At 66.8% G+C, this 13827-nt stretch carries 13 protein-coding genes; all 13 read right to left on the bottom strand.

Annotated features, from left to right (window positions below):
* Nucleotides 1–17 precede the first annotated feature (17 nt).
* The 13 genes from pgk to HWX32_RS04865 all read right to left on the bottom strand — a co-directional run bounded on the left by pgk (nucleotide 18) and on the right by HWX32_RS04865 (nucleotide 13657).
* Nucleotides 18–1235 carry a phosphoglycerate kinase gene (gene pgk / locus HWX32_RS04925; protein WP_175934924.1) on the bottom strand — a complete coding sequence of 406 codons (1218 nt, stop codon included), beginning with the start codon at nucleotides 1233–1235 and terminating at the stop codon, nucleotides 18–20.
* Nucleotides 1236–1299: 64 nt separating this feature from the next.
* Nucleotides 1300–2310 carry a type I glyceraldehyde-3-phosphate dehydrogenase gene (gap, locus tag HWX32_RS04920; protein ID WP_175934923.1) on the bottom strand — a complete coding sequence of 337 codons (1011 nt, stop codon included), beginning with the start codon at nucleotides 2308–2310 and terminating at the stop codon, nucleotides 1300–1302.
* A 338-nt stretch (nucleotides 2311–2648) separates the two neighbouring features.
* Nucleotides 2649–3614 (bottom strand): DNA-binding protein WhiA, encoded by a 966-nt coding sequence (gene whiA / locus HWX32_RS04915; protein ID WP_075466772.1) that lies wholly within the window; start codon nucleotides 3612–3614, stop codon nucleotides 2649–2651.
* Between the two features lie 49 nt (nucleotides 3615–3663).
* The gene (yvcK, locus tag HWX32_RS04910) at nucleotides 3664–4623 is read right to left on the bottom strand and encodes a uridine diphosphate-N-acetylglucosamine-binding protein YvcK (protein ID WP_082259737.1); all 960 of its coding nucleotides are present in this window, start codon (nucleotides 4621–4623) and stop codon (nucleotides 3664–3666) included.
* Nucleotides 4624–4637: 14 nt separating this feature from the next.
* Entirely contained in the window at nucleotides 4638–5570 is a 933-nt protein-coding gene (gene rapZ, locus HWX32_RS04905) for an RNase adapter RapZ (RefSeq protein ID WP_175934922.1), read from the bottom strand.
* A 55-nt stretch (nucleotides 5571–5625) separates the two neighbouring features.
* Entirely contained in the window at nucleotides 5626–7704 is a 2079-nt protein-coding gene (gene uvrC, locus HWX32_RS04900) for an excinuclease ABC subunit UvrC (RefSeq protein ID WP_175934921.1), read from the bottom strand.
* A gap of 3 nt (nucleotides 7705–7707) precedes the next feature.
* Entirely contained in the window at nucleotides 7708–8220 is a 513-nt protein-coding gene (locus HWX32_RS04895) for a PH domain-containing protein (protein ID WP_075466766.1), read from the bottom strand.
* Nucleotides 8221–8264: 44 nt separating this feature from the next.
* Nucleotides 8265–8759, bottom strand: coding sequence for a 6,7-dimethyl-8-ribityllumazine synthase (gene ribH, locus HWX32_RS04890; protein WP_075466764.1), 495 nt, complete (start codon nucleotides 8757–8759; stop codon nucleotides 8265–8267).
* 13 nt (nucleotides 8760–8772) lie between these two features.
* A complete protein-coding gene (locus HWX32_RS04885; protein ID WP_175934920.1) occupies nucleotides 8773–10035 on the bottom strand; it encodes a bifunctional 3,4-dihydroxy-2-butanone-4-phosphate synthase/GTP cyclohydrolase II in 1263 nt (420 codons plus the stop codon).
* Between the two features lie 11 nt (nucleotides 10036–10046).
* Nucleotides 10047–10634, bottom strand: coding sequence for a riboflavin synthase (locus tag HWX32_RS04880; protein WP_175934919.1), 588 nt, complete (start codon nucleotides 10632–10634; stop codon nucleotides 10047–10049).
* Complete coding sequence (ribD, locus tag HWX32_RS04875) at nucleotides 10615–11604, bottom strand: bifunctional diaminohydroxyphosphoribosylaminopyrimidine deaminase/5-amino-6-(5-phosphoribosylamino)uracil reductase RibD (protein WP_175935042.1); 990 nt, start codon at nucleotides 11602–11604, stop codon at nucleotides 10615–10617. The genes HWX32_RS04880 and ribD overlap by 20 nt, the downstream gene beginning before the upstream one ends.
* 26 nt (nucleotides 11605–11630) lie before the next feature.
* Nucleotides 11631–12293 carry a ribulose-phosphate 3-epimerase gene (rpe, locus tag HWX32_RS04870; protein ID WP_175934918.1) on the bottom strand — a complete coding sequence of 221 codons (663 nt, stop codon included), beginning with the start codon at nucleotides 12291–12293 and terminating at the stop codon, nucleotides 11631–11633.
* Nucleotides 12294–12298: 5 nt separating this feature from the next.
* On the bottom strand, nucleotides 12299–13657 hold the full coding sequence (locus HWX32_RS04865; RefSeq protein ID WP_254868301.1) for an RsmB/NOP family class I SAM-dependent RNA methyltransferase: 1359 nt from the start codon (nucleotides 13655–13657) through the stop codon (nucleotides 12299–12301).
* Nucleotides 13658–13827 lie beyond the last annotated feature (170 nt).

Here is a 13827-nt window from a genome sequence, read left to right as displayed (position 1 = left end):
TGCCGATTACTTCACGCCTACTTCGCCAGGACGGAAACGCCGGGCAGGTCCTTGCCCTCAATGAGCTCGAGGGAAGCGCCGCCGCCGGTGGAGATGTGGCTGAAGCCGTCCTCGTCGAGGCCAAGGGTGCGCACGGACGCTGCGGAGTCGCCGCCGCCGACCACGGTGAAGGAACCGTTGTCGCGGGTCGCGGCGATCATGGCCTCAGCGACAGCCTTCGTGCCGTCGGCGAAGTTCGGGAACTCGAACACACCCATCGGGCCGTTCCAGAACACCGTCTTGGAATCCTTGATGGCCACGACGTACTTCTCGGCGGTCTCCGGACCGATGTCCAGGCCCATCCAGCCCTCCGGGATCTCACCGGCGGGGACGACCTGCTTCTCGGTGTCCTTGTCGAACTCGGCGCCGGCAGCTACGTCGACCGGCAGCAGCAGCTTGTCGCCGTACTTCTCAATCAGGCCCTTGCAGGTGTCCACCATGTCGTCTTGCAGGAGGGACTTCTGCACGTCGTAGCCCTGCGCGGCGAGGAAGGTGTAGCACATGCCGCCGCCGATGATCACGGAGTCGGCCTTCTCTGCCAGCGCCTCAATCACACCAAGCTTGTCGGAAACCTTGGAGCCGCCCAGCACCACCACGTACGGGTGCTGCGGGTCGTCCTTCACGGACGAAAGGGTCTCCACCTCCTTCTCCACCAGGTAGCCCGCGTATGCTGGCAGCTTCTTCGCCACGTCGTAGACCGAGGTCTGCGCGCGGTGCACCACGCCGAAACCGTCGGAGACGAATGCTCCGTTATCGGCGGCAAGCGCTGCCAGCTCGCCTGCGAACTCTTCGCGCTCGGCCTCGTCCTTGGAGGTCTCCCGCGGGTCGAAGCGGACGTTTTCCAGCAGGAGGATCTCGCCTTCGGTCAGGCCGTTGGCGCGCTCATGCGCATCCTCGCCGGACACGTCGCCGGCGAGCGGCACGAACTGGCCCAGGCGCTCCGACAGGGCCTCCGCCACAGGCGCCAGGGAGTACTTCGGGTTTACCTCGCCCTTCGGTCGGCCGAGGTGCGCCATCACGATGACCTTCGCCCCACCGTCGAGGAGCGCCTTCAGCGTCGGGATGGACGCGTCGATGCGGCCCGCGTCAGTGATGTTGCCGTCGTCGTCCAGCGGCACGTTGAAGTCGGAGCGGACGAGCACGTGGCGGCCGTCGACGCCTTCGTCGAGAAGCTGCTGCAGGTTCTTGGTTGCCATGGGGTTTCTCCTTTTGAAAGAAGGCCCGCAGCAACACTGCCGCGGGCCTGTGGTCGATTTCAGTTTAGAGGTTGTCCGCGACGTGCTTGGTCAGGCGGATGTACTGGGCGGTGTAGGACCACTCGTTGTCGTACCAGGAGATGATCTTCACCAGGTTGCCGTCGATGACGCGGGTCATCGGGGCGTCGAAGATCGCGCCGTGCTCATTGCCGATGATGTCGGAGGACACGATCGGGTCCTCGGAGTACTGCAGCGCCTGGCTGAACTCGGCGTCCTGCACGGCGTTCTTCACAGCCTCGTTGACCTCGTCGACGGTGACGTCCTTGCCCAGGGTCACGGTGAGGTCGGTGGCGGAGCCGGTAATCGTGGGCACGCGCATTGCGAAGCCGTCGAGCTTGCCCTCGAGGTTCGGCAGCACCAGAGCCACAGCCTTCGCGGCACCGGTGGTGGTGGGCACGATGTTCTGGGCGGCGGCGCGGGCGCGGCGCAGGTCCTTGTGGGGGGCGTCCTGCAGGCGCTGATCGCCGGTGTAGGCGTGGATGGTGGTCATCAGGCCGCGCTCGATGCCGAACGCCTCGTCGAGCACCTTCGCCACCGGGGCGAGGGAGTTGGTGGTGCAGGATGCGGCGGAGATGATGTTGGCGTCGTTGGTGTAGTCGTGGTGGTTCACGCCCCACACGTAGGTGCCGTCGACTTCCTTGCCCGGTGCGGAGATGATGACCTTCTTCGCACCCGCGTCGAGGTGGGCCTGGCACTGCGGGCCCTTGCGGAACACGCCGGTGCACTCGAGGACGATGTCTACGCCCGCATCTCCCCAGGCGAGGTTTGCCGGGTCCTTCTCAGCGGTGACCTCGATGCGGCGGCCGTCGACGGTGATGGAGTTGTCGTCGTACTCAATTTCGTGGTTGAACTGGCCGTACGCGGTGTCGTACTTCATCAGGTGCGCGAGCGTCTCGTTGTCGGTGAGATCGTTGATCTTCACAACCTCGAGCTCGCCCTTGAACTGCTCCTCGATGATGCGGAAGGAGGAACGGCCGATGCGGCCGAAACCGTTGATGCCAATGCGGGTAGTCACGTGTTTGCTCCTTATGAGTTGTTTGAGACTTCTATCCCTTGTTAGCCAAGCCGCCAACCGGGCGGCCCGTCATTGGCCAGTGTAACGACGCAGCGCAAAGCCTGCAGGGCGCCAAAACTGTCCTCTCCGCGGGAGCAAACTGCGTTTCCTAATGCGGGGGTACAAGCACGCAGACTCAATGTTGCGGTTGTGGGTTTTCGGCAGCTTTGAGCGAGGAGCAATTGCTTATCGACGCCGCCTCGCCCCCGCCCGACGTACCCGAAAGAAGGAAGCCGCCCGCAATGGGCGGCCAAGAACGCGGCTATGAACTCAGTCACACCGTGTCGCGCGAGAGGAGTTTAGGGTGTTGCGCCGTGCGTATCCGGCATGCCGAGCTCCGCGGCGCGCTTGTCCGCCAGCGAGAGCAGCCGCCGGATGCGCCCGGCCACCGCGTCCTTGGTCATCTGCGGCTCGGCGAGGCGGCCAAGCTCCTCAAGCGAGGCGTGGCGGTGCTCCACACGCAGGTAGCCGGCCTCAGCGAGGTGCTCCGGCACGTCGTCGCCCAGGATTTCCATGGCGCGCTCCACCCTTGCGGCCGCGGCGGCCGCGGCTTGCGCCGAGCGGCGCGTGTTTGCGTCGTCGAACGTGGCCAGCCTGTGCCCCGTCTTTGCGTTCGCCGCTTTGCTTTCGCGGCGCTGGTCCCACTCGATGCGGGTGCGCGGCGCCCCCATGCGGCTAAGCAGGATGCCGATGGTTTCCCCGTCGCGGATGGTTACCCGCTCCACCCCGCGGGTCTCGCGGGTCTTCGCGCTCACCGACAACCGGCGCGCGAGACCGACGAGTGCGAGTGCCGCCTCTTGCCCCGGGCACGCCACCTCAAGGGTCGCGGTGCGCCCCGGCTCGGTGAGGCGCCCGCGGGCGAGGAAAGCGCCGCGCCACGCTGCCTCGACGCCAGAGATCGACCCGGAGATCACCTGACGCGGCATGCCCACCACGGGGTGGCCGGAAGCTGTGACAAGTTTCAGGCGACGGATCACCTCGGCGGCGCCGTCGACAACGCGCACCTCGTACCTCGTCTCCTTATTGCCCGATCCCGGCGGCACCTCGTGCAGCTCCGGATCAACCGAGCACAGTACGGAAAGCGAATCGGCGAGACGTTTGGCCACCGCTTCCTCGGCGAAGTCGGCGACGATGGCAACACCGCGCTCCGTCATCTCCAGCTCACCGCCAAACCGGATCAGGGCAGCGGCCTCCGCCGCGCGCGTCTCCTGCTGGGAGCACACGACACCGAGCAGCTCGTCCTTCACCTTCGCGGTTAGCGCCACGATTTCTAATCCTCCAGCTTCCTCACGCCGAAATCACTTCCCGAAGATTCTAGCCCCGCGCGGTCAGCGCCTTCAGCGCCGCCGCCAACCGAGCCGGATCATGCCGGTTCTCCGGCGCACCGTCCGGGCCCAACTCGCGCACCGGCATGAACTCCACCTGCGCATCGAGACGCTCGGCCGCGCGGCGCAGGTTCTCACGCTCCCCCTTCGTGGACGGGTTGAAATCGTCTGCGAGGAAATAGTCCACGTGCAGGTCCGGAGCGTGTTGCGAGAAGACGTGGATGTGGCGCTCGGTGGTAAACCCATGGGTCTCACCGGCTTCCGGCGACAAGTTCAGAATCACCACCACGGTGGCTTCCGTTTCGTTGAGCGCCTGCGTGATCTCCGGGATGAGCAGGTGCGGGATTACGGACGAGAACCAGGACCCGGGCCCGATGGTCACCACGTCCGCGTCGAGGATAGCGCGCACCGCCTCCGGGCTCGCCGCCGGCTGGTCCGGCAGCAGGCGGACCCGCCGCACCGTTCCCGGGGTAGTCGCCACGGCAACTTGGCCGCGAACGGAGCGCAGCACCCGGGGGTCGTCGTCAAGGCCCGCGACGTCTGCCTCGATGTCCAACGGCTGCGGGCTGACCGGGATCACGCGCCCCACGGCCCCGGTCCACTCACCCACCTGGTCGAGCGCGGCCTGCATGCTGCCGAGGCGCTCCGCCAGGCCCACAATGAGCAGGTTGCCCAAGGCGTGGCCCGCCATCGCGCCGTGGCCGCCGAAGCGGTGCTGCAGGGTGTCGCGCCACAGCCCACCGTCGGTTTCGGCGTCTGTGAGCGCCGCGAGCGCCATGCGTAAATCCCCCGGTGGGATGATGTCCATCTCGCGGCGCAGGCGGCCGGACGAGCCCCCGTCGTCCGCCACGGTGACCACCGCGTTAACATGCTGCGCGTCGGCCGCCCGGGCCGCGGAGAGCGTCTGGTACAGGCCATGTCCCCCGCCGAGGCAGGTAAACGTCGTCAAATGCTTCAGCCCTTCTAGTGGCGCTCGAGGTCGCGGTGGATCACATTGACATCAACGTTGCCCTGCTGGCGCAGGCGCTTGCCAATCTCCTCCGACACCGCAACCGAGCGGTGGTGGCCGCCGGTGCACCCGACGCCCACGGTGATAAAGTCCTTGCCCTCGTGCCTGTAGCCAGCCAGCGTGCTGGAAAGCAGCTCCACGAACCGGTCGATGTACTCGCTGGCACCTTCCTGCGACAACACGTAATCCGCCACCGGCTCATCCACGCCTCGGAAATCGCGCAGCTCCTCCACCCAGTACGGGTTCGGCAGAAAGCGCACGTCAAGCACCACATCCGCGTCGCGGGGAGAGCCGTGCTTGAAGCCGAAGGACTCCACAGTGACGTGCGGGCGGTCTGCGGGCAGCTCACCCACCGACGCCTCCACCGCGCGCCGCAGATCGTGCACCGACAAGTTGGAGGTGTCGATGATCACGTCCGACTTCGAACGCAACTCCTCGAGCATCTCACGCTCGCGCACAATTCCGGTCTGCAGCGTGCCGTCGCCCTGCAACGGGTGGGTGCGGCGCACCGAGTCGAAGCGCCGGATCAGTACGTCGTCGCGCGCCTCCAAAAACAACACGAAGGGATTGAAGCCGCGCTCCCTGATCGCCGCGATCGTCTCCGCCAGCGAGCCGCTGAACGCGTCCGCGCGCACATCGGTGACCACCGCCAGGCGGTCCACCGGCGAATCCTCCGCGGCCGAAAGATCCACCAAGTCCAGAATGAGCTGGGGCGGCAGGTTTTGGGACACGAAGAAACCCTTGTCCTCGAACACCTTGGCAGCCGTGGACAGCCCACCGCCGGACAGGCCGGTGATAATCACCGGGCGCAACTGTGGCGCGATGAACTCGTCAAGCTGCGAAGACGCTGCGGGCTCCGGGGGCACTTTTTGCGGTGTTGCGGGCATGACGCTCATCCTAACCAATGCGTGGGCCACGGAGGCGTCGATAAGCGAAATGCTCCTAGGAATGCAGGTGGTTGTAGATGGTCTCCGCAAGCTTCGGGCCCACTCCCTTGACCTCCTGAATCTCCTCCACCGTGGCCTCCTTGATCTTCTTCACGGAGCCGAAGTGCTTCACCAGGTCGGTGCGGCGGGCAGGGCCAAGGCCCGGCACCGCGTCCAGCGCCGAGGCTCGCATCCGCTTGGAGCGCTGCTGGCGGTGGTACGTGATGGCGAAGCGGTGCGCCTCGTCGCGGATCTGCTGCAAAAGGTACATCCCCTCGGAGTTGCGCGGCAGAATCACCGGCTCGTCGTCGTCGGGCACCCACACCTCCTCGAGCCGCTTCGCCAGGCCGATGAGCTGCACGTCCACGATGCCCAACTCGTCGAAGACGGCCTGGGCAGCGTTCACCTGCGGCTTGCCGCCGTCGACGATGAACAGCTGCGGCGGGTACGCGAAACGCTTGGTGGGGGCGCCGCCGGGGGTCTCGTCGGCATCGTCGCGCTCGTCGGAAAACGTCTGCTCCTCGGCCACCTCGTCCGGGTTAGCCAACTTGTCCTCGTTGTAGCGCTTGAAGCGGCGCCGGGTGACCTCCGCAATCGAGCCGACATCGTCCGAGCGACCGTCGCCCGCGGCCTCTTTGATGCGGTAGCGGCGGTAATCGTTCTTCTTCGGCAGCCCGTCCTCGAACACCACCAGCGAGGCCACCACGTCCGTGCCCTGGATGTGGGAGATATCCGTGCACTCGATGCGCAGCGGCGCCTCGTCCATCATCAGCGCGTCCTGGATGTCTTGCAGCGCCTGGCTACGTGCCGTGAGATCGCCGACGCGCTTCAGCTTGTGCTGGTGCAGTGCCTCCGCGGCGTTTTTATGCACCGTCTCCATCAGCGCCCGCTTGTCGCCGCGCTGCGGCACGCGGATGTCCACAGGTCCCCCGCGCAGCTCGCCGAGCAGCTCGGTGACCTCGCTCAACTCCGCCGGGAGCGTTTCCACCAGAATTTCGCGCGGCACTGGCATCGCAGGCTTCACCGCGTCGCGCGACTGCTTGTCCACGCCGCGGCGTCGCACCTTCTGTGCCTCAATCTTGCGGTCCTCCTCCGCCTCCAGGCGGACGCGCTCCACGGCGTCGGAGTAGTACTGCACAAGGAAGTTCTGCATCAAGGTGGGCAGCGTCGGGTCGGTTTGCCCTTCCTCGAGGCGCTCAGCGGCCCCGGGCTCGTCGCCCGTCTTCTCCACCACCCAGCCGCGCTGCGCACGGATGCGTCCCTCGCGCACGTTGAATATCTGCACGGCAGCCTCGAGCTCGTCGGTGTCGAAAGCGATCACGTCCGCGTCCGTGTCGGGGCTTAAGACCACGGTCTGGCGCTCCATGACTTTCTTCACGGCGCCCAAATCGTCGCGAAGCCTCGCCGCCTTCTCGAACTCCAGGTTCTCCGCGGCTTCCTCCATCTGGGAGGTGATGCCACGCACCAACGCGTCGGTGCGTCCGGACATAAAACCCATGAACCCTTGGACGATCTCGTCGTACTCGGCCTCAGTCACCCGGCCCACGCACGGGGCGGCACACTTATCGATGTAGCCCAGCAGGCAAGGCCGCCCCAGCTGCTCGTGCCGGTTGAACACGCCGTTGGAGCAGGTGCGGATCGGAAACACGCGCGTGAGCAGATCAAGGGTTTCGCGCACCGCCCACGCGTGGGAGAACGGCCCGAAGTAACGCACGCCTTTGCGCTTCGGCCCGCGGTAGAAGAACGCGCGCGGGTAGCGCTCCCGCACGCTCACCGCGAGCATGGGGTACGTCTTGTCGTCGCGGTACATCACGTTGAACCACGGGTCGAAGCGCTTGATCCACGTGTACTCCAGCTGCAGGGCCTCCACTTCGGAGGCCACCACGGTCCACTCCACCGAGGCCCCGGTGTGCACCATCTGGCGGGTGCGCGGGTGCAGGGTGTGCGGCGGCTGGAAGTAGTTGTTCAGCCGCGCGCGTAAGTTCTTCGCTTTGCCCACGTAGATCACGCGGCCGTCGCGGTCGCGGAATTTGTACACGCCGGGTTCGGTGGGGATGGTGCCCGGCGCCGGGCGGTAGTCCTGCGGGTTTGCCAAGGGTTAATCCTGCGGCATGTATTTGGCTTCGAGCTCGCGGAAGTCGCGCACCGCCTTGATCGCGTGCTCCTTGTCGCCGGATTGGATCGCCCACAAGGTGACGTACTCAAACTCCGGCAGCTCCAGGCGCGCCATACGGGAGCCCTGCGGGAACGACAGGCCGTAGATCACGGCCCACGGGTAGAAGCGGGTGCCAATGATGTTGGCCACCTGCACCCCGTCTTCGTTGGCCTTCACGTGCGGCCGGGTCAGCGCGATCCAGGACAGCACGGAGATGACTATCCCCACGCCGACGAACGCGAACTTGTCCAGGCCGGTGATCGCCACGCCGGAGAATTCGGCGTCCACGGCCCACGCCATGAAAAAGTGCACCGCCATGACCACCAAAATCCACACTGCGGCCACCTTACGCAGGTACTTAGAGGTAATCACCAGCTCCCACGGCTTTGTGGTGGTGGTTGCGTGCGGGTCGAGCGCGTTGAGGTAGGCAACCTCCTGGTTGTTTTGGTTGCTCAACTCGCACTCCTTTGCTTATCGACGATTGCTTCCGCCCCTAAACCCTAGTCCTTCAACGGCAGCGCGCGAACTCGCTTGAGTTCCACCGCCGCGGCGACGGCGGCGCGAACCGCTTCAGCGCCCTTGTCTTCCTTGGCGTCCTCGCCGCCGGCGCGCTCATGCGCCTGGTCCTCGTCCTCCACGGTGAGCACACCGTTGCCGATGGGGGTGGATTCATCCAGCGCGATGCGGGTGAGCCCCGTGGTGACGGAGTCGCAGACGTACTCGAAGTGGGCTGTCTCGCCGCGGATGACGCAGCCGAGCGCGATCACCGCGTCGTAGCGGCGGGCGCAGGCCTGCACCACGACTGGCAGCTCCATGGCGCCTGCGACGGTGTACTCGTCGGTTTTCACGCCGAGCTGACGGGCCTGGGTGATGGCCCGGTCGCGCAGCTGCTCGACGATCTTTTCGTTCCACTGGGTGGACACGACTGCGATACTCAGGCCTTCAGCGGCGCTCGGGGTAAGCGTGAACTCTTCGGGGGCTCCTGTGGATGCCACGGCGTGATGCTCCTTAGCGTGCGTACCCGGGGTGTGCGTCGAGCCACTCGTCTACCGACGGCAGGTCGTGGCCCATCCGATCGCGTTTCGTGCGCAGGTACGCGATGTTTTCGTGGGTTGGGACGATCTCGATCCTACTGCGGCGCGCCACTTCAGGCCCGTAACCTGTGAGCGCGCCCGCCTTCTCCGGGTTGTTGGTGAGCAACTCAAGGGTGCCCACGCCGAGGTCGGCGAGGATCTGCCCGGCGACGGAGTACTCGCGCGCGTCGACAGGCAAGCCCTGCTCCAAGTTCGCGTCGACGGTGTCCATCCCCTCGTCCTGCAGCCGGTAAGCCTCAAGCTTTCCCATCAGGCCAATGCCGCGGCCCTCGTGGCCGCGCACGTATACAATCGCGCCGCGGCCTTCTTCCTGCACGCGCCGCATCGACTCCGCGAGCTGCGGCCCGCAGTCGCAGCGTTTGGAGGCAAAGACGTCGCCGGTTAAGCACTCCGAGTGCACGCGAACAAGCACGTCCCGCGCCCCTGCAAGTTCAGCAGGGTCCCCGACCACGAGCGCGACGTGCTCGACGCCGTCAACCGGGTTGCGGTAGCCGACGGCCGTGAACTCACCGAACTCGGTGGGCAGGCGAGTTTCCACCACGCGCTCAATGACACGGTCGTGCCGGCGGCGGTAGGCGATGAGCTGCTCGATGGAAATCATGGGCAGCGAATGCGCATCCGCGAAGCGGCGCAGCTCGTCGAAGCGCGCCATATCCGTCGGATCATCTTCAGAGACGATCTCGCACAGCGCGCCCACCGGGCGCTTGCCCGCCAGCCGCGATAGGTCCACGGCAGCCTCGGTGTGGCCGTCGCGGGCGAGTACGCCGCCGGGGCGGGCGCGAAGCGGTACCACGTGGCCTGGGCGGGTGAAGTCTTCCGGGGTCGAGGCATCGTCGGCAAGCTTGGCGATTGTCACCGCCCGCGAGCGCGCCGAGATACCGGTCGTGCCGGTCGCGGCGTCGACGGTCACGGCGTAGGCGGTGCCGTGCAGGTCCTGGTTCTGCGCCACCATCGGCGGCAGGGCCAGCTCGGTGGCGCGTGAGTCGTCCATGGACACGCAGATGTAGCCGGAAGTGTAGCGCACCATGAACGCGACCAGCTCCGGGGTGGCGTCCTCGGCGGCGAAGATGAGGTCGCCTTCGTTTTCGCGGCCCTCGTCGTCGACCACCACCACTGCCCCGCCGGCGGCGATAGCAGCGATTGCGTCCTCAACGGTGTCGAGCCTCGAATTCTTCATAACCGTCTACCTTATCCCCGCACCATTTGCTCGACGTACTTGGCCACAATGTCAACCTCGAGGTTCACCGGATCGCCGACCGCGAGCTGGCCAGCGGTAGTTTCCGCCAGCGTGGTGGGGATCAACGAAACCTCGAAGAACCCCTCGCCCACCGCGGAGACCGTCAGCGACGTGCCGTTGACCGCGATGGATCCCTTCTCCACCACGTAGCGGCGCAGATCCTCCGGCAACGTGAAGCGCAACACTTCCCAGTGCTCGCTCGGGGTGCGCGAGACCAGCTCCGCCACCGCGTCCACGTGGCCTTGCACGATATGGCCTCCCATGCGCTGCCCCGCGGCCAGCGCGCGCTCCAGGTTCACGCGCGCACCTTTCTCGTAGGCGCCCAGGCGGGAACGGTTGAGCGTCTCACGCATCACGTCCGCGGTGAACACGCCCTCGACGTTATCCACGACGGTCAGGCACACCCCGTCGACGGCGATCGAGTCGCCCGGGGCGGCGTCGGCGGTGACTTTGGGGGCGCGGATGGCTACCCGGACGGCGTCGTCAAGCTGCACAAGCTCCTTAACACTGCCCACTTCCTCAACTAGCCCTGTAAACATCCCTCTCCATTTCTATGCACACGTCGTTGCCCACCCGCCGCACGAACGTGGTGCGAAAACGGCGGGCATCTGCGATGGTGGTAGCGATCGCGCGGTCGAGCACCCCGCGGCCAGACCCGAGCAGCGCAGGCGCGATATACGCCTGCACCGCGTCCACCAGGTCAAGCTCCAAAAAACTCGCCGCGAGCGACGCCCCTCCCTCGACGAGCACGTCGCGTGCACCGCTCGCCCACAGCGCATCCAGGGCCTCCTGGGGCGTGGCGTACTGCTCGAAACCCAAGCGGGTCAGGTTGCCATCGGGCACATCGCGCTTACCGACGACCACCCGCCGCGGCTGGTGCTCCCGCAGCGTTCCATCCGGGTGGCGCGCCGTAAGCGACGGGTTGTCCGCGATCGCCGTGCCAGTGCCGACAATGATGGCATCCAGCTTCGCCCGGTCCTCGTGCACGAGCTCGCGGGCCTCGGGGCCGGTGATCCACTGGCTGGTGCCGTCCGCGGCCGCCGTGAACCCGTCGAGGGTAGAGGCAAACTTGAGCGTCACGCTCGGCCGGTTGTGGCGCACCGAGCGCAGCCACGGCTGCAGCGCCGCGACTCGCACAGGCTGAAACTCCACCTCTACGCCGTGATCGCGCAGGTAGCCTGCCCCACCGGCGGCAGGCGCAAACGGGTCAGCGGTGAAGTACAGCACCCGCTTTACTCCCGCCTCAACCAGCGCGTGCGAGCACGGGCCGGTGCGGCCGGTGTGGTTGCACGGCTCCAAGGTCACCACCGCGGTGGCTCCGCGGGCGCGCTCCCCGGCTTCGCTCAGCGCGTTGACTTCGGCGTGCGGCCCGCCAGCGGGTGAGGTGGCGCCGGTCGAAATGAGCTCCCCGGAGGCGCCGATAAGCGCGCAGCCCACCGGCGGGTTTGGCGAGGGGGTGCCGCGCCCCGCCCCCCCCGCCTCAATGGCTGCGGAGGCCGCCCCGGAAATGCCGGAGCCGCCGTGGATGTCTTCCGTCACGCCTGCTTCGCCTCGCGGGCGAGCTCGCGCAGCCGGTCGACTGCCTCCGCAGGGTTGTCCGCGCCAAAGACTGCGGATCCGGCCACGAATGCGTCCACGCCCGCCTCGGCCGCCTGCGCGATGGTGGCGTTGCCGATGCCGCCGTCGATGCCGATGATCGTGTCCAGCCCCTGCTGCGCAATCGCGTCGCGCAGCGCCATGACCTTGCCCAGCACCTCCGGCATGAACTTCTGCCCGCCGAAGCCGGGCTCCACGCTCATCACCATCACCTCGTCGAAGTGCTCCAGATCGTCCAGGTACGGCTCGATCGGGGTGCCCGGTTTGATAGCGAAACCGGACTGTACGCCAAGCTCGTGGCACTTTTTCGCGGCCGCGATGTGGTCGTCTGTGGCCTCGATGTGAAACACCAGGCGGTCGCCGCCGGCCTTGATGTAGGTCTCGAACCAGGCTTCCGGCCGCTCGATCATGAGGTGCATATCGAGAAACTGCTCGGTCACCCCGTCGACCGCCTTCGTCACGTCGGGGCCGAATGACAAGTTGGGCACGAAATGGCCGTCCATGATGTCCACGTGGATGAGCTCAGCGTTGGGCACTTTGCGCACGTCGGCACCCAGGTTCGCGTAGTCGGCGGCGAGGATGGAGGGGGCGATGTAGATCATGGGTTTCACCTTATCCCGTCCTGCGGGGTCTTCCGCAGCACCGCGAAAAACATGGCGTCGGTGCCGTGGCGGTGCGGCCACATCTGCACGCTCGGCCCCTCCCCGACGTCCTCCATCGCCCACTGTCGCGCGTCGAGCTCCTCGACGTTTCCTAGGGCAAGTTGCTTATCGACGATGCTCCGCGTCTCACGCACATCCGGCGAACACGTCGAGTACACGATGACACCGCCCGGCTTCGCCAAGTTCACCGCGCTTTCCAGCAGCTCGGCCTGCAGCGTGTTCAGCTCTGCGATGTCTCCCTCAGCCTTCGTCCAGCGTGCTTCCGGGCGGCGCCTGAGTGCCCCGAGGCCGGAACAGGGTGCGTCGACAAGCACGCGGTCGAAACCCGGCTCGAGCCCGGGGTCGCGCCCGTCGGCGATATGCACCGTGACGGGCAGGTCGCGCACCGTCTTCGAGATGAGCTCGGCGCGATGCGGGCTGACCTCCACGGCGTCGACGCGGGCGCCGTCGATACCCGCGATCGCCCCGATGAGCGCCGCCTTGCCTCCCGGGCCCGCACACAGGTCAAGCCAGCGCCCTTGATCGTTATCGACCGGCACCTCGGTCATCGCGCGGGCGATGAGCTGCGAGCCCTCGTCCTGCACGGCTGCGAGCCCGTCGCGCACCGGCTCGAGGCTGCCCGGGTCGCCCTCCGGCAAGTACACCGCGTACGGCGAGTACTTGCCCTGCTCCCCGCCGGTGATGAGCGCGAGTTCCTCCGCGCTGATCTCGCCGGGACGCGCCACCAAGTGCACCACCGGGCGCTGCGAATCCACGCGAAGCGCCTCCTCCAGCTCGTCCGCGCTTGGGCCCAGCGCCTCCTTGAAGGAGCGGGCGATCCACTCCGGGTGCGCGTGCGTGAACGCGAGCGCCGCCAACTCACCGGAGGGAGCAAGTTTGCGCATCCATTCCGGCGCTGGCGTGCGCGCGATCGAGCGCAGCACGCCGTTGGTGAAACCCTTCGCCTGCTCCTGCCCGGCGGCCTGCACCAGACGCACGGAGGTGTCCACCGCGGCGTGGTCGTCCACGCGGGTGTAGAGCAGCTGGTAGGTGCCCAGGCGCAGCGCCGCGAGAACCTCCGGGGCGATGCGCTCCAGCCCACGTGAGGAGTTCGCGGCGATAACTTCGTCCAGCACACCCAGGGTACGCAGCGTGCCGTAAGCAAGCTCGGTGGCAAATGCCGCGTCGCGGCCCTTGATCTTGCGCTCCTTTAGGATGCCGGGCAGCGTGAGGTTCGCGTACGCCCCATCGCGAGCCACGCGCAGCACCACCTCGAACGCGGCCTCGCGGGCGGGATCGCCGATACTTGCCGGGCGTCCCTTCACGCTGTAGCGCTGGCGACCGCCACCCTGGTTGTGGCCCTGGTTTCCGCCCTGGTTTCCGCCCTGGTTGTGGCCGCGGTTGTGGCCGCCATTTCTGCCGGCGCCGCGCTCGTCATCACGCTTCTTGCCCTGCTGAGGCCCCGCGGGGCGCGGCGGACGCGTGTCTTTACGCC

Origin of the sequence: Corynebacterium sp. Marseille-P4321 (assembly GCF_903645305.1) — a bacterium.
Taxonomy (GTDB): Bacteria; Actinomycetota; Actinomycetes; order Mycobacteriales; family Mycobacteriaceae; genus Corynebacterium.
This window is presented reverse-complemented; position numbering and strand designations above follow the sequence as displayed.